General features: G+C 46.7%; 28 protein-coding genes. 19 read left to right on the plus strand and 9 right to left on the minus strand.

Going from position 1 to position 25,835, the window contains the following annotated elements; all coding sequences use genetic code 11:
* Positions 1-36: 36 nt before the first annotated feature.
* From ACWB0I_RS05900 to ACWB0I_RS05925, 6 genes are read right to left on the minus strand one after another with little or no spacing between them, the layout of a single operon-like run.
* A complete protein-coding gene (locus tag ACWB0I_RS05900) occupies positions 37-822 on the minus strand; it encodes an SDR family oxidoreductase (RefSeq protein WP_479387116.1) in 786 nt (261 codons plus the stop codon).
* 23 nt (positions 823-845) lie between these two features.
* A complete protein-coding gene (locus ACWB0I_RS05905) occupies positions 846-1,793 on the minus strand; it encodes an endonuclease/exonuclease/phosphatase family protein (RefSeq protein ID WP_479387117.1) in 948 nt (315 codons plus the stop codon).
* Positions 1,794-1,803: 10 nt separating this feature from the next.
* A complete protein-coding gene (locus ACWB0I_RS05910; protein ID WP_479387118.1) occupies positions 1,804-2,334 on the minus strand; it encodes a DUF6913 domain-containing protein in 531 nt (176 codons plus the stop codon).
* Positions 2,331-3,665 carry a replication-associated recombination protein A gene (locus ACWB0I_RS05915; RefSeq protein WP_479387119.1) on the minus strand — a complete coding sequence of 445 codons (1,335 nt, stop codon included), beginning with the start codon at positions 3,663-3,665 and terminating at the stop codon, positions 2,331-2,333. The genes ACWB0I_RS05910 and ACWB0I_RS05915 overlap by 4 nt, the downstream gene beginning before the upstream one ends.
* A gap of 7 nt (positions 3,666-3,672) precedes the next feature.
* The gene (locus tag ACWB0I_RS05920; RefSeq protein WP_479387120.1) at positions 3,673-5,031 is read right to left on the minus strand and encodes a DUF4139 domain-containing protein; all 1,359 of its coding nucleotides are present in this window, start codon (positions 5,029-5,031) and stop codon (positions 3,673-3,675) included.
* Complete coding sequence (locus ACWB0I_RS05925; RefSeq protein ID WP_479387121.1) at positions 5,003-7,693, minus strand: valine--tRNA ligase; 2,691 nt, start codon at positions 7,691-7,693, stop codon at positions 5,003-5,005. The genes ACWB0I_RS05920 and ACWB0I_RS05925 overlap by 29 nt, the downstream gene beginning before the upstream one ends.
* A gap of 217 nt (positions 7,694-7,910) precedes the next feature.
* On the opposite strand from ACWB0I_RS05925, the gene ACWB0I_RS05930 reads away from it, so the two are divergent.
* The 13 genes from ACWB0I_RS05930 to ACWB0I_RS05990 all read left to right on the plus strand — a co-directional run bounded on the left by ACWB0I_RS05930 (position 7,911) and on the right by ACWB0I_RS05990 (position 16,644).
* On the plus strand, positions 7,911-8,072 hold the full coding sequence (locus tag ACWB0I_RS05930) for a hypothetical protein (RefSeq protein ID WP_479387122.1): 162 nt from the start codon (positions 7,911-7,913) through the stop codon (positions 8,070-8,072).
* A 64-nt stretch (positions 8,073-8,136) separates the two neighbouring features.
* Positions 8,137-8,733: a 5'-methylthioadenosine/S-adenosylhomocysteine nucleosidase family protein gene (locus ACWB0I_RS05935; RefSeq protein ID WP_479387123.1), complete on the plus strand. Its 597-nt coding sequence runs from the start codon at positions 8,137-8,139 to the stop codon at positions 8,731-8,733.
* A complete protein-coding gene (locus tag ACWB0I_RS05940) occupies positions 8,733-9,569 on the plus strand; it encodes a glycosyltransferase family 2 protein (protein ID WP_479387124.1) in 837 nt (278 codons plus the stop codon). The genes ACWB0I_RS05935 and ACWB0I_RS05940 overlap by 1 nt, the downstream gene beginning before the upstream one ends.
* Before the next feature lie 69 nt (positions 9,570-9,638).
* A complete protein-coding gene (locus ACWB0I_RS05945; RefSeq protein WP_479387125.1) occupies positions 9,639-10,052 on the plus strand; it encodes a J domain-containing protein in 414 nt (137 codons plus the stop codon).
* 800 nt (positions 10,053-10,852) lie between these two features.
* Positions 10,853-11,287 carry an Hsp20/alpha crystallin family protein gene (locus tag ACWB0I_RS05950; protein ID WP_479387126.1) on the plus strand — a complete coding sequence of 145 codons (435 nt, stop codon included), beginning with the start codon at positions 10,853-10,855 and terminating at the stop codon, positions 11,285-11,287.
* Positions 11,288-11,309: 22 nt separating this feature from the next.
* Positions 11,310-11,711, plus strand: a complete 402-nt coding sequence (locus ACWB0I_RS05955) for an Hsp20/alpha crystallin family protein (RefSeq protein ID WP_479387127.1) — start codon at positions 11,310-11,312, stop codon at positions 11,709-11,711.
* A gap of 26 nt (positions 11,712-11,737) precedes the next feature.
* Positions 11,738-12,247 (plus strand): Hsp20/alpha crystallin family protein, encoded by a 510-nt coding sequence (locus ACWB0I_RS05960; RefSeq protein ID WP_479387128.1) that lies wholly within the window; start codon positions 11,738-11,740, stop codon positions 12,245-12,247.
* A gap of 104 nt (positions 12,248-12,351) precedes the next feature.
* A complete protein-coding gene (locus tag ACWB0I_RS05965; RefSeq protein ID WP_479387129.1) occupies positions 12,352-13,308 on the plus strand; it encodes a DnaJ C-terminal domain-containing protein in 957 nt (318 codons plus the stop codon).
* A 158-nt stretch (positions 13,309-13,466) separates the two neighbouring features.
* A complete protein-coding gene (sat, locus tag ACWB0I_RS05970; protein WP_479387130.1) occupies positions 13,467-14,639 on the plus strand; it encodes a sulfate adenylyltransferase in 1,173 nt (390 codons plus the stop codon).
* A gap of 19 nt (positions 14,640-14,658) precedes the next feature.
* Positions 14,659-15,264: an adenylyl-sulfate kinase gene (gene cysC, locus ACWB0I_RS05975; RefSeq protein ID WP_479387131.1), complete on the plus strand. Its 606-nt coding sequence runs from the start codon at positions 14,659-14,661 to the stop codon at positions 15,262-15,264.
* A 212-nt stretch (positions 15,265-15,476) separates the two neighbouring features.
* Positions 15,477-16,031, plus strand: a complete 555-nt coding sequence (locus ACWB0I_RS05980) for an AAA family ATPase (protein WP_479387132.1) — start codon at positions 15,477-15,479, stop codon at positions 16,029-16,031.
* Positions 16,004-16,435, plus strand: coding sequence for a hypothetical protein (locus tag ACWB0I_RS05985; protein ID WP_479387133.1), 432 nt, complete (start codon positions 16,004-16,006; stop codon positions 16,433-16,435). Before ACWB0I_RS05980 ends, ACWB0I_RS05985 begins: the two co-directional genes overlap by 28 nt.
* Positions 16,436-16,440: 5 nt before the next feature.
* Complete coding sequence (locus ACWB0I_RS05990; protein WP_479387134.1) at positions 16,441-16,644, plus strand: DUF4143 domain-containing protein; 204 nt, start codon at positions 16,441-16,443, stop codon at positions 16,642-16,644.
* A 161-nt stretch (positions 16,645-16,805) separates the two neighbouring features.
* Here ACWB0I_RS05990 and ACWB0I_RS05995 read toward each other — a convergent pair whose 3' ends face one another.
* A complete protein-coding gene (locus ACWB0I_RS05995) occupies positions 16,806-17,063 on the minus strand; it encodes a hypothetical protein (RefSeq protein WP_479387135.1) in 258 nt (85 codons plus the stop codon).
* A gap of 259 nt (positions 17,064-17,322) precedes the next feature.
* Between ACWB0I_RS05995 and ACWB0I_RS06000 the strand changes: the two genes are divergently transcribed.
* Positions 17,323-17,760, plus strand: coding sequence for an Hsp20/alpha crystallin family protein (locus ACWB0I_RS06000; RefSeq protein ID WP_479387136.1), 438 nt, complete (start codon positions 17,323-17,325; stop codon positions 17,758-17,760).
* A 119-nt stretch (positions 17,761-17,879) separates the two neighbouring features.
* Here the strand turns inward: ACWB0I_RS06000 and mobB are convergent, their stop codons facing one another.
* On the minus strand, positions 17,880-18,374 hold the full coding sequence (gene mobB / locus ACWB0I_RS06005; protein WP_479387137.1) for a molybdopterin-guanine dinucleotide biosynthesis protein B: 495 nt from the start codon (positions 18,372-18,374) through the stop codon (positions 17,880-17,882).
* Positions 18,375-18,379: 5 nt separating this feature from the next.
* Complete coding sequence (gene mobA / locus ACWB0I_RS06010; RefSeq protein ID WP_479387138.1) at positions 18,380-18,967, minus strand: molybdenum cofactor guanylyltransferase; 588 nt, start codon at positions 18,965-18,967, stop codon at positions 18,380-18,382.
* Positions 18,968-19,100: 133 nt separating this feature from the next.
* Here mobA and ACWB0I_RS06015 point away from each other — a divergent pair, with 133 nt between their 5' ends.
* The 5 genes from ACWB0I_RS06015 (at position 19,101) to mgtE (ending at position 25,558) form a co-directional block, all read left to right on the plus strand.
* On the plus strand, positions 19,101-19,871 hold the full coding sequence (locus tag ACWB0I_RS06015; protein ID WP_479387139.1) for a DUF72 domain-containing protein: 771 nt from the start codon (positions 19,101-19,103) through the stop codon (positions 19,869-19,871).
* 621 nt (positions 19,872-20,492) lie between these two features.
* Positions 20,493-22,598 (plus strand): methionine--tRNA ligase, encoded by a 2,106-nt coding sequence (metG, locus tag ACWB0I_RS06020; protein WP_479387140.1) that lies wholly within the window; start codon positions 20,493-20,495, stop codon positions 22,596-22,598.
* A 26-nt stretch (positions 22,599-22,624) separates the two neighbouring features.
* A complete protein-coding gene (locus ACWB0I_RS06025) occupies positions 22,625-23,401 on the plus strand; it encodes a TatD family hydrolase (RefSeq protein ID WP_479387141.1) in 777 nt (258 codons plus the stop codon).
* 23 nt (positions 23,402-23,424) lie between these two features.
* Positions 23,425-24,213, plus strand: a complete 789-nt coding sequence (rsmA, locus tag ACWB0I_RS06030) for a 16S rRNA (adenine(1518)-N(6)/adenine(1519)-N(6))-dimethyltransferase RsmA (protein WP_479387142.1) — start codon at positions 23,425-23,427, stop codon at positions 24,211-24,213.
* The gene (mgtE, locus tag ACWB0I_RS06035) at positions 24,200-25,558 is read left to right on the plus strand and encodes a magnesium transporter (RefSeq protein WP_479387143.1); all 1,359 of its coding nucleotides are present in this window, start codon (positions 24,200-24,202) and stop codon (positions 25,556-25,558) included. Before rsmA ends, mgtE begins: the two co-directional genes overlap by 14 nt.
* Positions 25,559-25,835 lie beyond the last annotated feature (277 nt).

The raw sequence follows: 25,835 nt of genomic DNA on the forward strand, positions 1-25,835 counted from the left end.
CTTTTCGCAACGCCATGCCCCCTGTGGCCCAGGAAATCACAGAGTGCCCGGGTAAAGTCCGCCGTCAACCTGAATGGTAGCGCCGGAGATGTAACCGGCCTGCTCCGATGCCAGAAAGGCAATCAAACTGGCCAGGTCCTGAGGCTGTCCAATACGACGCAGGGGAATTTTGTTCTCCCAGGCGGCCAAAATATCTTCCCTCGCTTCACCGGCTTCCATGCGTTTTTTGACAATTCGTTCCAGGCCGTCGGTCAGATGATAACCAGGCGCCACATTGTTCACCGTAATGTTGAAGGGCCCCAGCTCCATGGAAAGGGTTTTAGCCAGCCCAACAACGGCCAGACGCAGCGCATTGGAATAGATCAGACGTTCCACCGGGGCTTTTACGGAAATGGAGGTGATATTGATGATTCGGCCCCATTTCTGTTTTTTCAGATATGGCAGCACCGCCTGTGTGGCGCGCACAACGGTCATGAAGGTGACATCATACCAGTAGTGCCACTCCTCTTCGTTGGTCTCTTCAAATGATTTAACCGGCGGACCACCGGCATTGGTTATTAAAATATCAACGCCGCCGAGCTGTTCGATGCTTTGTTGCAGAAACGCATTTAAATACCCGGCATCGGCCACGTCCACCGGCCGGGCAAAGACGCGGATTTGGTTTGTTTCCAGTTCGGCGGCCGTCCGTTTTAGTTGCTCTGCGTTCCGGGCGCAAATGGCCAAATCACAACCTTCATGGGCCAGGCTTTGGGCCGCAGCTTTGCCCAGCCCCTTACTGGCCGCCAGTACAATCGCTTTTTTATCTTTTAATCCCAGATCCATTCTTTCTCCTTCTCTTCCTTAACTCAATCGTTGTCTATATCTGCTCTGAAAGAAACAAAAACCGGGCAGTGATCAGAGATTTTTTCGTAATATTCCGGTAGATGGGGGCCGTCGTAAGATTTACGCCCCTCTGCACACACACCGCCCACCTTTACGCTATTGGGCACCATTTCAAACTTAGCGTCCTGAGAAATAAAAATCTGATCGATCAGCGAACCTTCAATGTGTTCTCTGGTGTAATCGGGTTGCCAGTAATTGGAAACCAGAGAATCTTCCAGCAGTTCATGGGTAGCCCAGTAAAAATGCCATTTACTGATGCGCGGCAAAAATTCATTAAAGCCCAGTTTGGAAACATTGTTAAAATCGCCCATGAGAATGATGTCCCCATCGCCGGAATGTTCCTGCAAATCAGTAATGATCTTTTCCAGGGCCTGCCACTGTTTTTTGCGCGTTTTCCAGCCACTGGGCGCTGCCTTCAGATGGACAATCAACGCATGAAAATCGAAACCGGCGGGTTTGTATTTGAAATAACCGCGCAGCGCCGGCCTGAGCCAGGAGTCGGGATTCAGGGCCACGTCCATGTACACCTGGGGCGCTTCCTTCAGCTCCAGAACAGAGGAATCGTACAAAAAGCCCACTTTTTGCGAGCTTTTTGAAGGCGCGTACACAAACTCATATTGCGGGCCTAAATATTCTTTGGCCTTGCTGGCAAAGAGATCGGTGTCCACAATTTCTACAACGCCTAATAATTCAATGTCCAACTGTTTAAGCAGTTTAAAAAGGGCCGGAATATCCGTGGCCGGGCCATGGGGCGGATTGCGCAAATTGATACCGTATTTTTGCATCATCTGGCCGTTCTCTTTGCAAGGAAACCATTCAATATTAAAACTGCCCACTTCAATAATGGCCTGCTTTTGAGCGATTAAAAACACAGGCAATAGGAGTAAAATCAGAAAACGTAGAATACGCATGATCAGATCCTCAATTTGTTTGTTTTTTGGTTACGTTTTTCAAATCTTCAAAATACTTTAAGGCCAGTTGAATCTGGTGCTCCGCAGAGTCTGCCTCTTGCGCCCGGATGTTCAAATTGTAAATGCGATCAAAAGGACGTTCTTTGAGCGTAATCTTTAACGGCGCATTGAGCAATCCACAAATGTAGGCCGAAAACCGATCATCAGCCTCGCTCAAATCAATAATCATGTCAATGGCCTCTGACTGGAACAAATCAAGGTACTGTTTTTTGGGCAGCCCCAGCCAGTTGCTGTCTTCTTTCCGGAAATTCTTCTTTTCAAAGGTTGAAATTTTGATCTGCTCTCCAAATATTTTGTAGAGCGGTTGAATAAACAGCGACTGAAGGGCATCCAGGTCCCAGTATTCAGGCAAAATAATTAAAATGTGTTTCAGGCTGTTTAACAATTGATGGAAGTCGATTTCTGTGGTAGGCTCCTTCCAGTGCTTTAGCCGCCAGTTCAGGTACTTATTAAAAAGAAAACGCTTCAATGGATTAATCAATTTTTGTTCCTCTTACGTTTTTTCCAGAGTCTTTCCAGGTACTGCTTTAGCTTTGCCTCACGGCCCAGGTCTGTGGGTTGATAAAAGATGTGGTCTTCTAAACCTTTGGGCAGGTAAGTTTGCTCGGCAAAATGGTCAGGGAAATCGTGGGGATATTGGTAACCGGTTCCGTAGTTCAGTTTTTTCATCAACCGCGTTGGCGCATTTCGCAGATGGAGCGGCACATTTGCCGGCCCCCGAGCCCGCACCAGTTCCTGAGCTTTATTGATGGCCAGGTAGGCGGCGTTACTTTTGGGCACCGAGGCCAGATAGGTAGTGACCTGCGCCAAAATGATGCGTGCTTCGGGCATGCCGATGTTTTTAACGGCCTCAAAGGCAGCGTTGGCCAGCATCAGGGCGTAAGGCTCGGCATTGCCAATGTCTTCCGATGCCAGGATGATTAAACGCCGGGCAATGAATGTGGGGTCTTCCCCAGCTTCCAGCATAACCGCCAGATAGTAGATGGCTGCATCCGGATCGCTGCCGCGCACGCTTTTAATAAAGGCCGAAATCGTGTCGTAATGGTAATCACCGTGTTTGTCATAATACAGGGGACTCTGCTGCACAGCCTGCTTTACCAGTTGCTCGCTAATGACCACCTTTTTGCCGTCTTTTGGGGCCAGATGAAAGGTCATTTCCAGCAGGTTCAGAGTACGACGGGCATCTCCGGCGCTAAAGGCCAGCAAAGCCTCAAAGCCCTGCAGATCAATTTCGTACTGCTGCAACAGGGCGTCTGTTTCCAGAGCGCGGCGCACAATGGTCTTTAAATCCTCAGCCGAAAGCTCGCCAAGCTGAATCACCTGGCAACGTGAAAGCAGAGGAGCAATCACCTCAAACGAGGGATTTTCGGTGGTGGCGCCCATCAAAATCAATGTTCCGTCCTCTACCGCGTGCAGCAGGGCATCCTGCTGTGCCTTATTGAAACGGTGGATTTCATCAATAAACAGAACGGTGGCCTTGTTGTAATACCGGCGTTGCGAACGAGCTTCTTCAATAATCTGTTTAACGTCCTTTACCCCCGAGGTCACCGCTGAAATGGAAACGAAGCGATAATCCATCTCTCTGGCCAGCAAGCGGGCCAGGGTGGTCTTGCCCACGCCAGGCGGCCCCCAGAAGATAATCGATGGCAAATAACCGGAGGCAATCTGTTTACGTAAGGTGGAATGGGGGCCAATCACGTTCTGGTGCCCGACCACATCTGCAAGCGATTGGGGCCGAACGCGTTCAGCCAGCGGCCGTTGCAACTGATCGTTCGTCTTGCTGTCAAACAGATTGCTAATTTGCTTTTTCATTCACATCTTATTTCATTAAATACTTAAATTCCAGGCGATTTTCACCACCCGCTTTGACGGGAATCTGAAATTTAAAATAATTGGCTCGTATTTCCACGGGTTTAACATTGGAACTCAATAAATCCGTCTGACGGTAGGAGGAAAGGTATTCTATGATTTCCACAACCACATCCTGTTTTTTGTGGTTGCGCAAAACGTACTCGACCGTCAATTTTTCTTTGTCCCTGGAAGGCCGCTCCCTTTTCAGCACATTGCGTTCGCTCACTATGTCAAAGGCTTTGCCTACCGTTAATAAAATTTTTTCGTCACGCGGGGTGTGCTTGATGGCGTCTTCGCCAATGAATTCCAGATCATTCTGATCCGCCTTGTAAAGGCGTACCTTTCCTGCGGGAAAGGGAATGCCCAGGTTATTTTGTTTACTGTTTTCAAATTCGATTTTTACATCCACCTTTTGCGGCGCGTGGGAGGTCACCACAAATTTTTTATTTACCTTAACTGTGCTTTCCGGAAATAGTTGAATTTGCTTGACCTGATTGTTAAGTAAAGTCGTACGGCCCTGCAGGGTGTAAAGATGGTACTCAAAAAACTCTTTTTCCTTGAATTGCGGCGCTTGACTCACAGCTAAATCCATTAGCACGGATTTGGTACTTCTTTTAAACGTTTCACGGTGAATATTCAACTCACCGGCCATCAGCTTGAGCCGCGCATCTTTGTACGCCTTGCCGCTGTTGTTTTTAATGGTAACCCAACAGGCCAGTTGCAACTGTTGATCGTTTGCGCTCAGCTTGCCCACGTAATCGGCGCGCCATTCTAACCCGCCAGTCAGGTAGGTTAAAATGAGTTTGTTCCGGCCGCTTTTAGCGGCCCTGACTTTCCAGACCAGAGTGGGCCGCGTTATGAATTGCTCTTTTTGTTGGGCATAGTCTTTTAGCAACACCTTTTGTTTGTCGTTGCGCGGCAGGATTTGCAATTGCCCCTCCTCGTCCAGCAACATCAGGTATTGGCCATTACTGGCCAGAAGTTTGCCACTAATCTCGCCCAGAGCCGGGTCTTCCACCCAGATATGACGGTCAATGGATTTTGCCAGCACCTTGCTGGCATCGATTAAATCATATTCGTAATTTTGTTCCAGAACCATAAACGATTTTTCCGGACTTTCCACCAGCACGGAAGTGGCGTCGATTTGCTGCGGAATGTCGGTTAAAAGATAGTCGTTCTGGCCTTTTTTAAGATCGATAACACGTTGTTCGTGCACCAATCCTAAATCTTGATTGGTAACGGTGATGGTCAGGTCGCTTTGAGCGGCCAGCCAGCCAACCAGCGCAAACAGCGCCAGGCTAACTTTGAGAGCCAAATAGTTTTTCATAATTTCTCCTGACTTTTTCCAGGTTTTCCTGAATGCTGGCCAGTTTAGCGCGTTCGGCCTGTACGACCTTTTCCGGCGCCTTTTGTAAAAAGTTCTCGTTGTTTAATCTGGCCAGACTCGATTTTTCCAGGCCCTCCAGGCGTTTTATCTCCTTTTGCAGACGTTCTTTCTCTTTGTCCAGGTCCAGAGCTTCGCGCAGTGGAATGAAAAATTCGGTCGATTGCACAACCACCACCCCGGCTTCCGCCCGATCGAATTGTTGCGGCACGGGGCTCAGCGCTTCAATTTTGGCCAGTGCGCCAAAGTGGGACTGACTGGCTTCGATTAGCCGGGCCCGTTCATTGTCCGCTGAATAGTACACCTTGATTTTCTGGGCCGGCGGCACGTGCATCTCGGCACGTAAATTGCGAATGGCGCCGATGGCCTCCTGTACAAAGCGTACCTGTGCTTCAACCTCCTCATCGATCAGTTCCTTGACCACGGTCGGCCAGGGAGAAATGACAATGCTTTCCTCACCCTCTGTGCCTAAATTCTGCCAGATTTCTTCTGTAATGAAAGGAATAAAAGGATGCAGCAGTTCCATGGATGCCTTCATTATGTGTGCCGCCACACTCAAGGCCGTTTGCCGTTCAGTCTCTTTTTCAGATTGGTACAATCGGCGTTTGATCATTTCCAGATACCAGTCGCAGTACTCATCCCAGAAAAAGTGGTAAATGGCGTTTAATGCGTCGTTAACGCGGAAGTTTTCAATGCCCTGGGTCACCCCCTGAACGGCCTTTTGAAAACGGCTCAAAATCCAGCGATCTTCCAGGGTAAAATGCGCCTGGTATTTGCTGAAATCGGTATCCCACTGCTGGCCGGCATTCATGGCCAGAAACCGGAAGGCGTTCCAGATTTTGTTAGAAAAATTGCGTCCTATTTCAAAGCTGCGCTCGCCTAAATTGATGTCCTGCCCTTCCGAACTCAGCATGATGAGCGTAAAGCGTACAGCATCGGCGCTGTACTGCTCAATCATGTCCAGCGGATCGATACCATTGCCCAACGATTTACTCATCTTGCGCCCCTGCTCGTCGCGTACAATGCCATTAAAGTACACGTGCTTAAAGGGGATGTCATGCATGAACTCCAGACCGGCCATAATCATGCGCGCCACCCAAAAAAAGATGATGTCCGGGCCAGTGACCAGCACGTCGGTGGGGTAAAAATATTTTAGCTCCGGCGTGTCATCCGGCCAGCCAAGAGTGGAAAAGGGCCATAATTGCGAAGAGAACCAGGTGTCCAGCACATCCGGGTCCTGAGTCCACTTTTCTTCCGGAGTCGAGGGGTCTTCTTTACACACTTTAACCTCGCCCCTCTCGTTGTACCAGGCCGGGATGCGGTGCCCCCACCATAACTGACGTGAAATACACCAGTCCCGAATGTTCGTCATCCAGTGCTCATAGGTTTTTTCGAAACGTCCTTGCGGATGAAACTTGATTTTCCCTTCCTGCACCACCTTCAAAGCCTTTTCGGCCAGGGGCTTCATCTTAACGAACCATTGTACTGAAAGGTAAGGTTCGATGGGCACTTTAGAACGGTAGCTGTGACCCACAGAATGTACATGGGGTTCAATTTTTTCTAACTGTCCCATTTCTTTCAATTTTTCCACGATGATTTCGCGCGCTTCAAAGCGATCTTTGCCGGACAGAAAGTCAGGGATGGGCAGTTCTTCCACATATTCGCCATCTTTAAACAACAGACACTTTGGAAGAATTTTACCGTCTTTATCCAGCATGAGCACCATGGGCAAGTTGTGGCGTTGACCGATTTCGAAGTCATTGGGATCGTGGGCCGGCGTCACCTTAACAAATCCGGAGCCGAATTCCTTATCCACATGATCATCCACAACCAGTTCCACTTCGCGATTCACAAAGGGAATGATGATCTTTTTGCCCAGCAGAGGATATTTTTCCATGTCGTCGGGTGCAATAGCCACAGCCGTATCGCCCAGCAGGGTTTCCGGACGCGTGGTAGCCACCACGATGTAGTCATCTGAATCTTTGATTTTGTAGCGGATGTGGTACAGTTTGCCCTGAACCTCTTTGTGTTCAACCTCATCATCGGCCAGAGCCGTAGCCGAAGCCGGGTCCCAATTTACAATGCGCAGCCCTTTGTAAATCAGACCTTTGTTGTACAGGCGAATGAACACTTCCTGAACCGCATTGGAAAGCCCCTCATCCAGGGTAAACCGTTCACGCTCCCAATCACAGGAAGCGCCCATCATCTTTAACTGATGAATGATGGTCGAACCGTGTTTTTCTTTCCACTCCCAGACTTTTTCCACAAATTTTTCGCGCCCCAGGTCGTAACGTGTTTTACCTTCTTTGAGCAGTTCGCGCTCTACTACGCTTTGCGTGGCAATACCGGCATGATCCGTACCCGGCAGCCATAAAGTCTCATAACCCAGTTTCCGGTGATAACGAATAAGAATATCCTGAATGGTATTATTAAAGGCATGCCCCATGTGCAAATTCGCAGTCACATTGGGCGGAGGGATGACAATGGTAAACGGTTTTTTACGGGGATTAACTTCCGCATGGAAATAACGTTTTTGCAACCAGCGATCGTACCATTTATGCTCAACCTTTTTCGGATCGTAGACCTTCGGTATTTCCTTGCTCATGAATCGAACTCCTGTTTTTTAGCCTGTTCTCATTATTTAAACGTAAAATATACAGAATTTTCTGCCTAAAATCACCAAAATTCATCCGGCCGCTGTAAAATGTTCATTCTTAAAAACGATCAACTGTAAGGCACTTTTAAACAGTACTCAAAATTTTAAATGCAACTTTCCGGCAAAGGGTTGCGTACATGTCAGATAAAAACAATGGAGGATCCCGATGAAAACTCTCTTTTCGACTCTGGTTTTTGTACTGCTGGCCGTTCCCTTCTTGTACATGGCTTATGATGTGGCCAGAGACCTTTTTCGTCAGCTTAAAGTCGTGATGGCTAAAAAAGGGCGCCCCCTTTTGCAGGGTATTTTGCAGATGTTCTACCAATAAACATCCGCTCACTTTTTGTAATCTGCCTATTGCTTTCCAACTTTTGCCAGCCTAATTTGTTACTATGTTAACCATTGTCAGCGCCTTGCGCACGGAGATCGAACCATTGATCCGCGCCCTGCCGGATGTTGAGTCCAGGCCCTGCGGTCCAGGGGCTTTAAGGCGATATGCCGATTTTGATCTTTTACGCGTGGGAGTGGGAGCCCAACGCGCCATGCAATCTCTGTCCATCTATCTAGAACAAAATCAACCCACGAAGGTCGTGCTAACTGGTTTTGCCGGGGCGCTGAATCCCCATGTAAAGATCGGTGAAATTCTGGCCATTGAAAAAATCACCGACGCAAACAGTGCGCAAATGGTCAGTCTACCGGTTCATGGGGAACTGCAACATCTAAAACGGGCCAGCTTGCTAACCGTAGACCAATCTTTGACAGACGGGAAACAAAAGATCAAACTGTGGCAACAATTCCAGAGTGATCTGGTGGATATGGAGGCCTTTCATCTGGCCCTGATGTGCCAGGAACGCAGCATCGACTGTCTGGCCGTTAAGGCCGTTAGCGATCTGGCGGATGATACGGCCCCAAAACAGTTTAAAAAGAATGTCCGTGAGGTACGTTTAGCTCTGGTCGAAGCGTTAAAATCCTTTTTAAAAGTAGAGTAATGAACATATCGGTGATTATTCCGGTTTACAACCGGCCACAAATGGTCAAACGGGCTATCGAATCGGTTCTGGCTCAAACAGTGGCCACCCATGAAATTCTGGTGATTGACGACGGCTCAACGGACGAAACGCCACAGGTTTTGCAAACCTTTGAGCCGCAGATTAAAATCGTTCGCCAGGCCCATAAAGGCGTGTCCTCTGCCCGCAACACTGGCATTCGCCTGGCAAAAGGCGATTGGATCGCTTTGCTGGACAGCGATGATGAGTGGCTACCGGAAAAACTGGCCATGGCTAGCCAATTTCATGAACGCCATCCCCACTATTTAATTTTTCAGTCAGAAGAGATCTGGGTGCGACGCGGAAAGCGCGTCAATCCCAAAAAGAAACATCGTAAGTATGGCGGGTGGATTTTCAAGCAATCTTTGCCATTGTGCATTGTTTCGCCTTCGGCGGTGGTCATTCATCAATCCGTTTTTGAAAAGGTCGGTTTGTTCGATGAGAATTTTCCTGTTTGCGAAGATTACGATTTGTGGTTGCGTGTGGCGCGCCGTTTCCCCATTGGACTCGATCCGCGCCCTGGCATTGTAAAATACGGGGGCCATGAAGATCAGTTGTCCAGAGCATATTGGGGCATGGACTACTACCGGGTTCTGGCCATCGAAAAGCATTTGCAGAATGACACACTGCCAGCAGACTTGCGTCAGGCCGCTCTGGAAGAAATCTTGAAAAAGCTGCATATCCTGATCTCCGGCCATCAAAAACGGGGAAAGCAAAATCCTCAATTAGAAGAAAAATGGCAGCGCTACAGTGAACAATTAAAAAATCTGAACGGTTAAATTCATTGTAACCTGAAAAGCAAAAAAAAACATCTATATTAGTAAAGGAGCCATTGGCCAGGAGCAGGTATGAAGGACTATTACAAAATATTGGGCGTAAAACGAACGGCTACTTCGAGTGAAATCAAGTCGGCTTATCGCGATCTGGTCAAAAAACATCACCCGGACAAAACCGGAAGATGCGACGAAGATGAACAGATTAAAGACATCAATGAAGCTTACAACACGTTAATAGATCCGGAAAAACGGAAATCGTACAATCAGAATTTGGGTGAAAAAGTACGCGTACATATTGTGTCTTCTAAACCCCGCTCAGAGAGAGGGTTTGGCAACAGGCGCGGCAATCGTCCCGAACCTCTCATTCCGCGAACAGGGTCGACCTTTAATGATTTTGACTCGGCCTTTGAAGAGGAATGGCGTTATTTTGAAAAGCTGCGTCGCTATCTGCTACGTCGATTCTCTGATGATGATTTTTTCTTTTGATAGGGCTTAAACTATTAAAAGGTTGCCCACTCTACCAGGCCAGGCATGATTAGCAGCCTTACTTGGATACACAGTCTGCTGATCTCCAAACTTCCCTTTTACACCAGGAATTGCGTGATTTCAGGATTAACATAATTTGCCGTTTGTGCATTGAAAAGTTCTTTTAAAATAGTGAGAGAACTTCCGCTGGCGCAGAACACACCACAATTCTAAGAATGCACAAAAAATCATTCTTTAATTAAAATTACGAATTATTTTGTGAGAGGGCAATTAGTGCCCTGAAAGGCGAAGGACCGTACCGAGTGTCATTCCGACCCCGCTTCAGCGGGGTCGGAATCCCTTTCACTGGCAAACTATTCCTAAGCAAACGTAACTCAAGCTTCAGCTCGAGCCCCCCTGGTAGTAACAATTTCCCCCTGGCCCCAATTTTTGGGAAGAAGGGACCAGGAGCGAGAATGAACAAGGCGCAAGCTGTTGGAGCGAAGATGAAATCCCGATCTTCAGGGACAGGCAAAAAATCCGCAAGGTACACCGGTAAAAAGTAACGCGTGAGGCATAACAATTACTACTCCCCCCAAACTCTTATCCCCTTACACTCTCTCCCTCTTCGGCTTGTCATATTTACACAACTTTCGTTAATTTTTTCAAAATCTCTGCCACATTGACAAGTGGTAAAAATCCATCAGAATCACCTAAAACGACATAATTTTTTAAAAATAAAAGAGTTAAATAAATTGGCACGAGGTTTGTAAAAACAATAGCGAACAAGTCAATCATGAATAAAATAGGAGGGACCAACAATGACCTTAACAAGATTATGGCAGGTAGATCCATGGCGGGAATTAGACCGCATTCAGGATGAAATGAATCGTTTAATGCGCGACGCATTCGGTCGCACTTTAATCAGCCGTTATCCGGCCATCAATATGTGGGCCAACAATGATGAAGCCATTGTAACCGCGGAGTTACCTGGTTTTGATCCCGATAAACTGGAAATTACCGTTCTAAACGATGAACTGCACATCAAAGGCGAACGCAAACTTCCGGAACCGGAAAAAGAGGTGACCTTTCATCGTAAAGAGATTGAAGTGGATAGTTTCCAGCGAACCATCACTCTGCCCTTTGCTGTGGAAAGCGATAAAATTGATGCCCGATTTGATCGGGGTGTTCTGACCATCGTTTTACCGCGTGCCGAAGCCGACAAACCAAAGAAGATTCAGGTTAAAAGCAAATAAATAATGAAAGGAGGTGAGGGATATGGCAGACAAAAAAACATTGCAGAAACGCGAAGCTGATAAATTAGAAAAAGTCGAAAGAACTCGTGACCGCAAGGTATTTGCTCCGGCGGTTGATATCTACGAAACCAATGAGGCTATTGTCCTGGTAGCTGAAATGCCGGGTGTTGATGAAAAGAACATCGACGTAACATTGGACAACGATGTCTTAACCTTGCGCGGACAGGTTCAATATGAAATTCCTGAAGATCATGAATTGATCTACAACGAATATGCGCTTGGCGACTATGAACGCTCCTTTACTGTAAACGAGGCAATCGATGTGGATAAGATTGAAGCTGAATATCACAACGGCATCCTGACCGTCACCTTGCCTAAAGCCGAGCCAGTCAAAGCTAAAAAAGTTCAGGTTAAAGTAAAATAACCTGAATTGAAAGGAGGTGAGGGATTATGGCAATCCGTGATCTGATTCAGAACAATTTTATTAAGAAATCTGTTCCGGTTCGTCGCGAGCGCGAGGAATGGCTCAGTCCTTTCTACAGCTTGCAAAAGGAGATCAATCGAATCTTTGACAGCTTCTTCAACGAAATTTCATCGGATCGATTCTTATCGGAAACAACGACTTCGTTCATGCCCAACGTGGATATTAAGGAAAAGGACAAGGAACTGGTTGTGACAGCTGAGCTGCCAGGCATGGATGCGGAGGATATCGAAATCAATATTTCAGACGACATGCTGACTCTGCGCGGCGAAAAGAAGGAGGAGAAAGAGGAAAAAGAGGGCAACTTCTATCGACGTGAATGCTCCTTCGGTTCGTTCCATCGCGATATTCCGCTGCCTGTTGAGATCGATCCGGACAAGGTGGAGGCTGAATTCAAACGGGGTGTTTTAAAAGTCCGTTTGCCCAAGAAACCGGAATCGCAACGGAAGGCGAAAAAGATCGAGGTTAAAACCAAATAATCCCAAAAGGCGCATACTCCTCCTCTTAACAAAAGGCCGGCAGCTCAGTCGGCCTTTTGTATATGTAAAGGAAGAAAACTTAGAAAAAAGGAGGTGAATTGGAAATGAAAAAAGATTACTACGAAATTTTAGGGGTAAGTAAAAATGCCAGCGCTGAAGAGATCAAAAAGGCTTACCGCAAGTTGGCAGCAAAGTATCATCCTGATAAGAACCCTGGCGATAAACAGGCTGAAGAGATGTTTAAACAGATCAATGAAGCGCACTCGGTTTTAACAGATCCTGAAAAGAGGAAATTGTACGACCGCTTTGGCAAAAATTGGAAACAATTCGAGCAGATGGATGAAAAGACCCGTCAACAATACGAAAAGTATCAGCAGTACCAACAGTACAGTCATGCCGGGCCACAGAACGGAGAACAGTTCGAATGGGCGTTTGGCGATATTTTTAGTGATGCCTTTGGCTCCGGATTTGGCGACGACTTTTTCAGTACGATTTTTGGCGGGCGCAAAAGATCTCCCTTTGGTCGGGAATACCGTACACGCTATTCCGCCCCCGGCCAGGACATGCACGCCGAACTGGAAATCTCTCTTGAAGAGGCTTTCAACGGAACAACCAAGCTGTTCCGCATCAACGGAGAGACCATTAAACTCAAGATTAAACCCGGCACCAAAGATGGACAGATTCTTAAACTAAAAGGCAAAGGCGCGCCTGGCATTAACGGCGGCCCAAAAGGCGATTTACTGATCACGGTGCGTTTGAAACCGCATCCGGTTTTCACGCGTTCGGGCGATGATTTGCACATGGAGCTGCCGATCGATCTTTACACGGCCGTTTTAGGCGGCAGCGCACAAATTCAAACCCTTAAAGGCAGGGTAAAAGTCAACATCCCGGCCGAGAGCAACAACGGCAAGATCATTCGGCTGCCAGGCCTGGGCATGCCCAAAGACGCCAGCAAAACACGCTTTGGTGATTTGTACATTAAGCTCAATGTGCAAATTCCGCAAAACCTTAGTGAAAAAGAAAAACAACTGTTTCGTGAGTTAGCCCGGCTGCGCAAATAATAAAACAAGATCCAATTCACCTCCGCCGGGCTGACTTTCTTCATTTTTCAATCCCCTCTTCCCCTTTGTGCCAAACTAATCACACATTAATCCAATTTTTTTCTTATATTTGCCCCTTGATCATTTTTAAACTTCAATTAATGAAACAGGAGAGGTCGATGAGTACTAAATTAGTTCCTCCACACGGAGGTGAGTTAAAACCCCTATTGCTTGAAGGTGAAACCCTCAAAGAAGCAAAAGAAAAAGCCCAATCTTTACCCCAGGTGCGTCTCAGTTCACGGGAAACTTCCGATTTAATCATGCTGGGCATGGGCGCCTTCAGTCCGCTGGACGGCTTTATGCGCCAGAAAGATTACAAAACGGTGGTTACCGACATGTTGATGGCAGACGGCACCCTGTGGCCCATCCCCATTACCCTTTCGGCTCCCAAAGAACAAGCCGACTCCTTCAAAGAGGGCGACGAAGTGGCTTTGATTGATGATGAGAGCGGCGAATTGATGGGCTCCATGATCATCGAAGAAAAATACACCTATGATAAGAAACACGAAGCGCTCCACGTCTTTCGCACCGATGAGGAAGCGCATCCGGGCGTGGCCAAGGTTTACGCTCAACACGATGTCTATCTGGCCGGGCCGGTTAAAGTGTTTAGCGAATTGCGCTACCCCGATGAATTTGGCCATTACTATGCCCGCCCCGCTGAAACACGTAAAATATTTGCCGAAAAGGGATGGAAAACCATTGCTGGTTTCCAGACGCGTAACCCCATTCACCGCTCTCACGAGTTCGTCACCAAAATTGCCCTGGAAGTGATCGATGGGTTATTCATCCATCCGCTGGTTGGTAAATTGAAAGCCGGTGATATTCCGGCCGATGTGCGTATGAGATGCTACGAAGTGCTGCTTGACAAATATTACCCGCGCGAACACGTGGTGCTTAAAGTTTACCCCATGGAAATGCGCTACGGCGGCCCGCGCGAAGCCGTGCTCCATGCCATTTTCCGCCAGAACTTCGGCTGCACACATCTGATCATTGGTCGCGACCACGCCGGCGTGGGTAACTACTACGGCCCGTTTGACGCGCAAAAAATCTTTGAAGAAATCCCCGAAGGCAAGCTGCATATTCAACCACTGATGATCGATTGGACCTTCTGGTGCTACAAGTGCGACGGCATGGCTTCCATGAAAACCTGCCCGCACGGCAAGGAAGACCGTCTGTTGATCAGCGGGACTAAACTGCGTGAAATGCTTTCCAACGGCCAACGCCCGCCCAAAGAATTCAGTCGACCAGAGGTGGTTGAAATTCTAATGGACTACTACAAAAACAACGGATAAAAATCAGGGAGAACAATACATGACCATTCAAAAAGCAACCAATATTGTCTGGCACCCTTCTTTGATTACCAAAGAAGATCGGGAAAAACTGTTGAAACAAAAAGGCTGCGTCATCTGGTTTACCGGTCTTTCCGGCTCAGGTAAATCCACCCTGGCCCATGCTGTGGAAGAGATGCTTTACAAGATGGGACATTTAACCTTTGTGCTGGATGGCGACAACATTCGTCACGGCTTAAACAAGAATCTGGGCTTTTCACCGGAAGACCGCGAAGAAAACATCCGGCGCATTGGCGAAGTAGCCAAACTGTTTGCCCAGGCCGGAGTCATCACCATGACGGCTTTCATCTCGCCTTACCGTAAGGACCGCGACAAAGCGCGCGCCCTGTTAAACGACGGCGAATTTATTGAAGTGTTCGTAAAAGTCCCACTAGAAGTCGCCGAACAACGCGACCCCAAAGGTCTTTACAAAAAGGCAAGGGCCGGCGAAATCAAAGAATTTACCGGCATCGATGCGCCTTACGAAGAACCGCTCAATCCGGAGCTGGTCATCGATACCAGCAAATTGTCCCTGGAAGAAAGCGCCCAAAAGGTGATTGATTATTTAAAAGAGAAAAAGATCATCTAAATCGATGCTCACTTGAAAAATAAACCTGGTCCTCCGTAGTTATTACGGAGGACTTATTTGTTGCAAACGCCTTCTCTTTTCACTTTCCTTGCAAAAAGTCTAAAATTTAAGAATTTTTCGTTGTAAAATTTCGGCCAAATAATAAATTTTCCTTGCAAAGTCCATTAAATTTACGAACTTTTACTCAGGTAAGCTTAATTGGTAAAAAATCCATGAAACGTTTATTACTCGAACAACTCATTAAATGGAAAAACGGTAAAGATCGTAAACCGCTAATCCTCAGAGGAGCAAGGCAAGTAGGCAAAACCTGGCTGCTTAAAGAATTTGGTAAGAAACAGTTTAAACAATTTCATCACTTTGATCTTGAACGCGACAAAAACAAATTGTCCCCGATATTTCATGAGGATCTATCGCCCAAAACAATCATCCGCAATTTAGCTTTGTTAACCGATACTGTAATTGATATTGAAAACGACCTGGTTATATTCGATGAAATCCAAAATATTCCGGAAGCTATTACCTCATTAAAATATTTTAATGAAGAAATGCCTCAATTGGCTATTTGTGCTGCAGGTTCACTCCCTGATATTTTGATCTCTGATGTCTCATTTCCGGTTGGGAAGGTTCAATTTTTGACTTTGCGTCCAATGAATTTTGAAGAGTTTTTAATTAACTACAACAATCCGTTATTGTACGGGCTTTTCTCGAAGGATTTACCAGACTCAAGATTTCGGAAGTCGTGCATCAAAAGTTATTACAGGTTTTAAAAGAATACTACGTAACCGGTGGCATGCCTGAGATGGTGCACACTTTTTTGCAGGCAAAAGAACATACGCCAGCTATTTTTCAGGAAATACGCAAAAAGCAAAACGATTTATTGAACACTTTAAAGGCAGATTTTAGCAAGCTTTCTGGCAAGGTTAATGCTTTGCATATCGCTTCTGTTTACGAAAACATTCCCTTACAGCTTTCACAATACGCCGATGCCTCCGTAAAACGTTTTAAATTTAAAAATGTCATAAAGGGGAAAAAAGGCTACAATGAACTTTACGGCCCGATTTCCTGGCTGGAAAACGCACAACTAATTATTAAAGTCTTCATTGCCCATCGCGCCGAATTGCCTTTACGCAGCTTTTGTAAAGAAAGCATGTTTAAGATATTGGTTTGTTAGGCGCCATGTTAGAAATTCCACCTGCTGCCATATTGTTAAGTAACTATGGAACAACCAAAGGTTTTTTTGTTGAAAATTACACAGCCATGGAATTAATTGCTGCAACGGATTCTCAATTATTTGCCTGGAATGAAAGAAATTCAGAGATCGAATTTTTACTTATTAAAGAAGGGAAAATTGTACCGGTTGAGGTAAAATCAGGACGGTGAACCAAAACCAAGAGTCTTCAACAATTTATTCTTAAATACAATCCCGAATACGCTATTGTCCTTTCCGAGAGAACTATTTTTGAAAAAGATCGTGTAAAGAAAAACATCCCGCTCTATTTTGCAGGGAAGCTTCTGGAAATGAATGTAGCTTAAAAGCATTCTTATTTAATTAACAACGACCACACCTCGTAACGCTGGTTGTAGCGTAAAATAAAAACTTCGTTATTTGTCGTTAACACTTTAAAATAGTTGTAATTCGGTCGGCCGGCCACCGGCGCCCCCTCGTACCAGCAATCAATAATCTGTGCCACCTCATGGGTTTTGCCCTGATATTCAAAACGCAACGGGCGTTCCGCTTTTCTCCCGCCATCGTAGGTTTCCACTGTAACAATGGCAAAAATCATCTTTTTTTCTTTCATATAGCCAAATTAGTTCCAGAACATCAGGAATGCAACCGTTCTTTAAAATTGTCACAGCCTGTGTCAAAGGTAAAGAATAAGGTGTGTCATCCTTTCAGTTACATTTTGCCAGAGGGAAAGAGCGCCTGGCAATCCAGAAATTGGAATAATTTTAATATTTTCAACATGTTGTAGCTAATTCAAGATTTTGGCACGCTGTTTGTAATTCTGTTTTCCTGAAAACGTAAAACCAAAACCAAAATGAAAGGAGGTGAGAGCCATGTTAGTCAAATGGGAACCCATGATGGGCTTAAGTCGTGTGAGCGATGTATTTGATCGTATGTTAGACGACTTCTTTAGCATGGACACTCGCCTTGCAGAACCGGTTTCCAGCTTAATTCCTTTAATGAATATTGAAGAATTAAAAGATGCTTATCGCATTACCCTAGAAGTGCCAGGAATGGAAAAGGACGACATCGACATTTCCATTAAAGACGATGTGCTGACCATCAGCGGAGAGAAGAAAGAAGATGTGAAACAGGAAGGTACTCTGTTCCGTCGTGAACGCTGGTTCGGAAAATTCACGCGCAGCGTAACCTTGCCCAATGATGTGGATGTGGACAGGATCGAAGCCGAATACAAGAATGGAGTACTGACCCTGCATCTGCCAAAATCTGAAACGGCCAAAGGTAAAAAGATCGAAGTTAAAACCAAATAAGCCTTAACCTGCCCTTACATTGCCCCTCCCGGAAGACAGGCTCTTTCGGGAGGTTTTTGTTTTACCCACACCACCTCCCCGACAATTTCCCTGCAGCAAGGAACCACAAGCGGCGCTATTCAGGCAGTGAGCTGGAAGTGCTCCATTACAAAGTCGATCAGTCGTTTATCAAATGGTTTAAACAAGGGCAAAGAAATGTTAAGGGGTTGTTGGGAGACAACGGCCAGTACGCGATTGAAGTGCTGCCAGTTTTGTCCATCGGGATCAATGACGATTTTGGGCGCCTCGGCCGCAGCAAACGATTCAATGATCAGCAGATCAACATCCTTAAAAATCCTGCCTAACCATTGAAAGGCCGTCTGTTCTTCGACCTGCGGGTAAAAGACGGCCAGCCCATTGGCGCTCCAGAATGCGGTTGGATTGGCTCCGGCTGACTGCAGCCGAAAAGAATCGCTACCCGGACGATCGATCGCATGGGTATGCCCGCTGTGCTTGAGTGCACCAACCTTAAATCCTTTTTGCCTGAGCGCCGAAATCAGCCACTCCGCGTGCCTGGTCTTTCCCCCATTTTTAGGCCCCACGATCTGCAAAATGTTCAGATCAAAAAATTCCATGAAACTCAGCCCCCTTTGCCGGTGATTGCTTCCAGATTTTGTAGATCTTGCGGAAAATTAATATTGGAAAAGGCGAGATGGTGTTCGGCACCAAAATGGATTTCCTTTGCCCGCAAAGCCTTTAAAACCACATTAATTTTTAACTGTTCCTTCCTGATAAAGTCTTCAATGATTGGGGCCTGGGAACGGTGCCACAGGCTGACCATCGATTCAATACCGTGCGTACTAACCGCCACACAGGGTCGCTGATTTTCTTTATGGCGCCATAAGGTTTGGTAAATTTCCGGCTTCAACAACGGGGAGTCGACCGGAAGGACAAACAGCCAGTCGCTCTGCATCTTTTCCAGAGCCGTTAAAATTCCACCAAGCGGGCCTTTTCCGGCCACGATGTCTGCAAAAACCGGGCATCCGTATGGACCGGACAACGCCTGGTTTCCTGAAATAATCAGAACAGAATCGCTCAATGTACCGGCCAGTTCAAGGCTCCACTCGATGAGCGGCTTGCCCAGAAATTCGGCTTTGTATTTGGGACTGCCAAATCGCCGGCTTTTTCCGCCGGCAATGACGGCCGCCGTTACATTTTCGATCTTCATCGCTTCCCTGTTTTAACTGCTGAACTGGCAATTTAAAATAATCGCCCATTCTGAACAATTTTTTGTGCACTCCGTTTTTTAAACTGTAAATTTAGTTAAAACGGTTTCCATTTCACCAATGAGGGAAGAGGTAATGGCCTTTAAGGCGTTTGTGGGGTGTTGCGGCTATCCCTGCTCCAAACAAAAATACTATGCCCATTTTAAACTGATCGAGCTACAGATCACCTTTTACAGTTTACCTAAAACCGAAACCGCTTTTAAATGGAAAGAAGAAGCGCCTGACGATTTTATCTTTACCATGAAAGCCTGGCAGGGCATTACGCATCCCGGGCACATGCCCACCTATCGCCGTTCCAGAATGAAGGAGTTTGATCGCACAAAATTAGGACTCTTTCAAAATACCGACGAAGTGTTCAAAGCCTGGCAAAAGACGCGAGAAATTGCTGAAATTATTGCGGCCCGAATCATCGTTTTTCAGTGCCCGCCGCTTTTTAAACAAAGCGAGGAATCCATTCGCAATTTGACGCATTTTTTCTCGACTATCGACCGCGAGCCCTTTCTTTGCGCCCTGGAACTCAGAGCGCCATGGGAAGCCAATGTGGTACAAACGCTGTGTCGCAACCTGAATCTCATCCACTGCGTCGATCCTTTTAAAGAACAGAGTACCACCGGTACACGCTACTATTTCCGCTTGCACGGTAAACCGCCAGGCAAAAAAATGTACCGTTACAAGTACACTGATCAGGACCTGCACTGGCTAAAAACCTGTGTCCGAAATCTGTCCGACGCGCAGGAGGTGTTTTTTCTGTTCAATAACCAGAGCAGTTTTGAAGACGCCCTTCGTTTTAAACAACAACTGCAAGAAAGTTCAGACCAGGAGCGCAACCCTACCCTCATTTTGTAAAACCGGCTTTTTTTTTAGAATACATTCCTCAAAAGATGTAATGCATTAGGGTGCGAATATTTTTGTGCTGTGTGAGGAAGTAAAAAAAAGGTTGAGTTGTTGAATTGTTTAATTGTTGAATGGCCTGTCCGTCTGGACAGCCGTCCAGACGGGCCTGTCCGGCTGGCCAGACGGGCCTGTCAGGCTGGTGCTGCCAGACTGGCCTGTCCCCGAAGATCGGGATTTCCGCTTCGCTTCAACCGGCTGTGCATTGCCAGACTGGCGGGCCTGTCTCCGAAAATCGGGGAGAGGGGGAATTCAGACTACCATTGGAGATATCGAGCTGAAGCTCGAGTTACGTTTGCTTAGGAATTGTTTGCCAGTGAAAGGGATTCCGACCCCGCTGAAGCGGGGTCGGAATGACACTCGGTACGGTCCTTCGCCTTTCAGGGCACTACTTGCCCTTTCACAAAATAATTCGTATTTCGTAATTTTTAATTAAAAGTGCTTTTTTGTGCCCTTTGCGGTTTTTTTAAAAGTTGCGGCTTTGCTGCCTTAGTTTTACAGAATTATTGTCCTGGTAGATTTAAGCCTTTGTAATTCCCTGGCCAGTAAGAATTTTTTGGGCGGTATTTGCAAAAAATGGAACACTGTTTTAAATTGCAGCCTACTATTGTGTTGAAAAAGAAAGTCGAGGGAAAAAACTTGAAGCAGCGAATCTTAGTCACCAGCGCCTTACCCTATGCTAACGGGCCCATTCATTTAGGGCATCTGGCCGGGGCCTATTTACCGGCCGATATTTTTGTCCGCTTCCACCGGTTGAAAGGATCGGATGTCATTTACATTTGCGGTTCCGATGAACACGGCGTGCCCATCATGTTGCGCGCCCGCGCCGAAGGGGTTTCCCCCCAGGATATTGTCGATCGTTATCACGCATTGAATAAAAAGAGCTTTGAACAATTTGGCATGAGCTTTGATTACTATGGCCGGACTTCCTCGCCGGTTCACCATCAGACCAGTCAGGATTTTTTCCGCGTTCTGGCCGAAAAAGATGTTTTTGTGCTTAAAACCGAAAAACAACTGTACGATCCCGAAGCCAAAATGTTTTTGGCTGATCGTTTTGTCATTGGTACCTGTCCCTCCTGCGGTTTTGAAAATGCCTATGGCGACCAATGTGAAAAGTGTGGAAAATCGCTTAGTCCTGCGGAATTAATCAATCCCCGCTCGGCCATTACCAACGCCAAACCGGTGCTCAAGGAAACTACGCACTGGTACCTGCCACTGGCCCGCTTTCAAAAATCATTGGAGGAATGGATTGCCACCCATCCGGAATGGAAAGCCAATGTGCTGGGCCAGATCAAAAGCTGGTTTACAGAAGGGCTCACCGACCGGGCCGTTACACGCGATTTACCCTGGGGCGTGCCCGTCCCGCCTGATGTAGCCCAAAAATACGGCGTAGATTCCACCGGTAAAGTACTCTACGTCTGGTTCGATGCGCCCATCGGGTACATTTCCGCCACAAAAGAGTGGGCCAAAAACAAGGGCCAACCAGAGCTGTGGAAGGAATACTGGCAAAACGAGGAAACGCGTCTGGTGCATTTTATTGGCAAAGACAACATCGTCTTTCACTGTCTGATCTTCCCCGCCATGCTCATGGCCCACGGCGAATATGTCCTGCCGGACAATGTTCCGGCTAATGAATTTTTAAATCTGGAAGGAAACAAACTTTCCACCAGCCGCAATTACGCCGTTTGGCTGGACGACTATTTGCAAAAATTTGAACCCGATTCTCTACGCTACGTGCTGGCCAGTATTTTGCCGGAAAACCGCGATGCCGATTTTTCCTGGAAAGACTTTCAGGCCCGCCACAACAACGAACTGGCCGACATTTACGGCAATTTTGTGAATCGTACTCTGAGCTTTGCCCACCGCTATTTTGAGGGCAAAGTACCCGCCCGCGGCCCGCTATCAAATCTGGACCAGGAATTGCTAAAGCGTTTGCAACAGGCACCAGACAAACTGGGCCAATTGTTAGACACTTTTCAATTTAAAGCCTACGTGCGGGAATTCATGGACCTGGCCCGTTTTGCCAACAAATATTTCAATGACAAAGAACCCTGGAAAACGCGTAAAAGCAATCCAACGGATTGCGCCACAACTATTCACCTATGCTTGCAAACCGTGGCCGCTCTTTCGGTGCTTAGCGAACCCTTGTTGCCCTTTACGGCGCGCAAAATCTGGAACATCCTGAATATCGGAGAAGAGCACACCTGGGACGAATTCGTAGAACACCATCTGCCGGAAGGCCACGTTTTAAACAAACCGCAAATTCTGTTCAAAAAGATTGAACACAGCGAGATTGAGGCCGAAATCCAAAAGCTACAGGCTGCTCTGGAAAACACGGCTCAACCCCTTCCCGAACAGAAAATCGATTACGAAACCTTTCAAAAAGTCAAGTTAAAACTGGGCGTCGTTTTAGAGGCCAAACCCATACCAAAATCAAAAAAATTATTAAAGCTTAAAGTGGACCTGGGAAATGAACAGCGGCAGATTATTGCCGGCATTGCCGAACACTACCAGGCGCAGGATTTGATTGGCAAAAGGATTGTGGTGGTCGCTAATTTAAAACCGGCTAAACTGTTTGGTCAGGAATCGAATGGCATGTTGCTGGCAGCATCGGCTGATGGTAAATTATCTCTGCTCACGGTTATGGATGAAAGCTTACCCGCGGGCAGCGAAATTCGATAGGCCCATATTACAGGAAAGGATAGAACATGGAACTGTTTGTCGACACGCATGCCCATCTGGATTTTGATCTGTTTGACGAAGACCGGGAGTCGGTGATTCAAAGAGCTATTGAAAACGGCGTGGCTGGCATTATTACCATCGGCGTTGATCTGGAGTCCTCCAAACGGGCCGTTGATCTGGCTGAAAAATACGCCATCGTCTTTGCCGCCGTGGGCATCCATCCCACAGAATGCGCCGATGTGCCCGACCGTGATTTTGATGTCATTGAAGACCTGGCCCATCACGAAAAAGTGGTGGCCATTGGCGAAATAGGACTCGATTACTACCACATGCGGGCGCCAAAAGAGGTTCAGAAAAACGTCTTCCTCTATCAAACATCGATCGCCCAAAAATTGGGCTTACCCATAATCGTCCACAATCGTGAAGCTCAGGCCGACCTAGTGGAGTTTATTGCTGAAAAATCACTGGAATTAACCGAAGGGGTCCTCCATTCCTTCTCAGGGGATGAAGTTTATTTAGATCACATTCTTAAAACCTCTTTCTTTATCTCTTTCACCGGCAACATCACTTTTAAAAACTCAACCGCCGAACCCCTGGTGCAAAGAGTGCCGGTGGAACGCCTTTTACTGGAAACGGACAGTCCCTTTTTAACGCCGGTTCCTTTACGGGGTAAAAGAAATGAACCGGCTTTTATTGTACACACAGCCAAAAAAATTGCTGAAATTAAAGGTCTTGCCCTGGAAGAGCTGGGTCGGATTACAACCGAAAACGCCAAACACCTTTTTAAAAAACTGAACATTTGAGCACTGGCCAAGCAGACCAATTTATGCGCCCCTTAAAACGATTTTCTCAAAACTTTTTGACCAATCCCTATTTTCAGCAAAAAATTGTAGAAGCCCTGCACATGGAAGCCCAGGACATTGTTTTGGAAATTGGCCCGGGCCAGGGCGCCCTGACCCAACACCTGATCAGGCAGCCCTACAAAAGGCTGCTGATTGTAGAGCTCGATCCTCGCATGGTCAACCTGTTGAAGGAGAAATGGAGCCAGCAACTCGAGATTATTGAAGCCGATATTTTGGCGGTTGATTTGTGCACCCTGGGCCAGGGACAACGCCTCAAAATCATCGGCAATGTGCCCTATCACATCACCAGTCCCATTCTTTTTCATTTACTGGATCACTATCATTGCCTGAAGCGTGCCGTACTGATGACCCAGAAAGAAGTGGCCAGGAGAATTTGCGCCCAACCGGGTAGCAAGGACTACGGCATTTTGTCCATTATGACTCAGCTTTTTGCCGAGACGAAATTTTTGTTCGAAATCGGCCGCGGGAATTTTTTCCCGGTCCCCAAAGTGGATTCAGCGGTCTTTACCCTCTCCTTTCGCCAGCAGATCGACCATCTGCAGGACGTGGGCCTGTTCCGTAAAATTGTGCGTTCCGCTTTTAACTACAGACGCAAAACTTTAAAAAACAGTTTAAGTAGAATTTTTGAAAAAAAAGTATTAAATTGTCTAGATCAATCGTTCTTAAAAATGCGACCCGAACAACTGAGTGTAGAAGCATTTAAACAAATCACAAATCAAATAAGCAAGGCCTTAAGCCATGAAACACATTGACGTGGATGACATCCTGGAAGATATTGAAGTCTTAATCGAAAAAAGAAGCACCGGAGCTCTGCAAAATATTCTGATTGATCTCCATCCGGCCGACATTGCCGGGATTTTATCACATTTGAAAAAAGATGAACGCGCCTACCTGTTTTCCATTTTACCTGCAGATATCGCCAGTGATGTCATGTCTGAACTCGATCCTCCGCTCATGGAAGAGCTCACCGAACAATTAGGCGTGGAGAAAATTTCAACCATTGTAGATGAAATGGATTCCGACGATGCAGCCGATTTTGTCTCTTCTCTGCCGGAAGAAGTGGTGCCGGAAATTTTAGAACGCATTCCGGAAGAGGATTCCAATGAAATTAAAGAGCTGCTACACTACGAAGAGGACACGGCCGGCGGCATCATGGCCCTGGAATACGTGGCTTTGCCTATGGAGGCCACTGTAACCCAGGCCATTCAGGAAATCCGCAGACTCAAAGCCCAGGGGAAAATCGAAGATGTCTATTCCATTTACGTGGTCGATGCCCTAAACCATCTGGTCGGCGTTGTGGCGTTGAGCGATCTGGTTCTGGCTGAAGATCACACCACCTTAAAAGAGATCATGAAAACAGATTTACCGCAGATTACGCCGGATATGGATCAGGAAGAAGTGGCCAATATCTTTCGCAAATACGACCTGGTCAGTATGCCTGTTGTCGATCAGCAGGGCCATCTGATCGGACGGATTACCATTGATGATGTTGTGGATGTTCTGGAAGAAGAGGGCTCTGAAGACATGGCCTATATTGCGGGCGCCCCGGACGAAGAGATTACAGAAGATTCCATCTTTAAGCTGGCCAAAGATCGCCTGCCCTGGCTATTGGTCGCTTTCTGTGGTGAATTGCTGGCCGCTTTTATCCTCAATCAGTTTGATGTAACCCTGAAACAGAAGTTGATGGTCGCTTTTTTCATTCCCATTATCATGGCCATGGGCGGTTCCACGGCGCAACAGGCTAGCGTCATCGTTATTCGTGGTTTGGCCACTGGTGACTTAAGTTTAAGAGACACCGGACCACGCTTGCTCAAAGAGTTCAGAATTTCGTTTTTAAACAGCCTTTTTTTTGCCACGGTTTTGTTTACCATTGTGTACCTGTGGGACTCAGCCTTTTTTGCCAGCATCCTGGCCATCTCCATTTTTGTGGTGATCAATAACGCGGCCATCATCGGCGCCCTGGTGCCCCTGACCTTCAAACGGCTGAACATCGATCCCGCCCTGGCTGCCGCTCCTTTCATCTCCACGACCAATGACATTCTGGGCATTTTAATCTATTTATCTATTACCACCCTGGTATTGAGTTACGGCGGGTAAAATTGCGTTGAAGTGCACCCGCGCTTTTGTTATTCTTTCGTACACAAAATCTTAGAATTCTTCCTCCAAAACATCAATCCCGCTTAACGGGATGCCAAAATTTTTTTGCTGAAGATCCTAACCCCCCGCCCCCCTTCCCTTCTTTTAATCAAGGGAAGGGGGAGCAAATTGTGCAGCTTTGCTGAGTTTTACTTTAATTATGTTAAAATATTTTGCCATTTTCTATTTGCAATTATTGCGCACTTCGTGAATGCTTTGTTCGTCCCCGAAGATCGGG

The sequence above is a fragment of the Caldithrix sp. genome (assembly GCF_056497305.1).

Excerpts from the sequence above, each read along its gene's own strand:
- ACWB0I_RS05900 (WP_479387116.1), bottom strand. The coding sequence starts at position 822 with ATGGATCTGGGATTAAAAGATAAAAAAGCGATTGTACTGGCGGCCAGT.
- ACWB0I_RS05905 (WP_479387117.1), bottom strand. The coding sequence starts at position 1,793 with ATGCGTATTCTACGTTTTCTGATTTTACTCCTATTGCCTGTGTTTTTA.
- ACWB0I_RS05915 (WP_479387119.1), bottom strand. The coding sequence starts at position 3,665 with ATGAAAAAGCAAATTAGCAATCTGTTTGACAGCAAGACGAACGATCAG.
- ACWB0I_RS05920 (WP_479387120.1), bottom strand. The coding sequence starts at position 5,031 with ATGAAAAACTATTTGGCTCTCAAAGTTAGCCTGGCGCTGTTTGCGCTG.
- ACWB0I_RS05925 (WP_479387121.1), bottom strand. The coding sequence starts at position 7,693 with ATGAGCAAGGAAATACCGAAGGTCTACGATCCGAAAAAGGTTGAGCAT.
- ACWB0I_RS05930 (WP_479387122.1), top strand. The coding sequence starts at position 7,911 with ATGAAAACTCTCTTTTCGACTCTGGTTTTTGTACTGCTGGCCGTTCCC.
- ACWB0I_RS05935 (WP_479387123.1), top strand. The coding sequence starts at position 8,137 with ATGTTAACCATTGTCAGCGCCTTGCGCACGGAGATCGAACCATTGATC.
- ACWB0I_RS05940 (WP_479387124.1), top strand. The coding sequence starts at position 8,733 with ATGAACATATCGGTGATTATTCCGGTTTACAACCGGCCACAAATGGTC.
- ACWB0I_RS05945 (WP_479387125.1), top strand. The coding sequence starts at position 9,639 with ATGAAGGACTATTACAAAATATTGGGCGTAAAACGAACGGCTACTTCG.
- ACWB0I_RS05950 (WP_479387126.1), top strand. The coding sequence starts at position 10,853 with ATGACCTTAACAAGATTATGGCAGGTAGATCCATGGCGGGAATTAGAC.
- ACWB0I_RS05955 (WP_479387127.1), top strand. The coding sequence starts at position 11,310 with ATGGCAGACAAAAAAACATTGCAGAAACGCGAAGCTGATAAATTAGAA.
- ACWB0I_RS05960 (WP_479387128.1), top strand. The coding sequence starts at position 11,738 with ATGGCAATCCGTGATCTGATTCAGAACAATTTTATTAAGAAATCTGTT.
- ACWB0I_RS05965 (WP_479387129.1), top strand. The coding sequence starts at position 12,352 with ATGAAAAAAGATTACTACGAAATTTTAGGGGTAAGTAAAAATGCCAGC.
- sat (WP_479387130.1), top strand. The coding sequence starts at position 13,467 with ATGAGTACTAAATTAGTTCCTCCACACGGAGGTGAGTTAAAACCCCTA.
- cysC (WP_479387131.1), top strand. The coding sequence starts at position 14,659 with ATGACCATTCAAAAAGCAACCAATATTGTCTGGCACCCTTCTTTGATT.
- ACWB0I_RS05980 (WP_479387132.1), top strand. The coding sequence starts at position 15,477 with ATGAAACGTTTATTACTCGAACAACTCATTAAATGGAAAAACGGTAAA.
- ACWB0I_RS05990 (WP_479387134.1), top strand. The coding sequence starts at position 16,441 with ATGTTAGAAATTCCACCTGCTGCCATATTGTTAAGTAACTATGGAACA.
- ACWB0I_RS05995 (WP_479387135.1), bottom strand. The coding sequence starts at position 17,063 with ATGAAAGAAAAAAAGATGATTTTTGCCATTGTTACAGTGGAAACCTAC.
- ACWB0I_RS06000 (WP_479387136.1), top strand. The coding sequence starts at position 17,323 with ATGTTAGTCAAATGGGAACCCATGATGGGCTTAAGTCGTGTGAGCGAT.
- mobB (WP_479387137.1), bottom strand. The coding sequence starts at position 18,374 with ATGGAATTTTTTGATCTGAACATTTTGCAGATCGTGGGGCCTAAAAAT.
- mobA (WP_479387138.1), bottom strand. The coding sequence starts at position 18,967 with ATGAAGATCGAAAATGTAACGGCGGCCGTCATTGCCGGCGGAAAAAGC.
- ACWB0I_RS06015 (WP_479387139.1), top strand. The coding sequence starts at position 19,101 with ATGGCCTTTAAGGCGTTTGTGGGGTGTTGCGGCTATCCCTGCTCCAAA.
- metG (WP_479387140.1), top strand. The coding sequence starts at position 20,493 with ATGGAACACTGTTTTAAATTGCAGCCTACTATTGTGTTGAAAAAGAAA.
- ACWB0I_RS06025 (WP_479387141.1), top strand. The coding sequence starts at position 22,625 with ATGGAACTGTTTGTCGACACGCATGCCCATCTGGATTTTGATCTGTTT.
- rsmA (WP_479387142.1), top strand. The coding sequence starts at position 23,425 with ATGCGCCCCTTAAAACGATTTTCTCAAAACTTTTTGACCAATCCCTAT.
- mgtE (WP_479387143.1), top strand. The coding sequence starts at position 24,200 with ATGAAACACATTGACGTGGATGACATCCTGGAAGATATTGAAGTCTTA.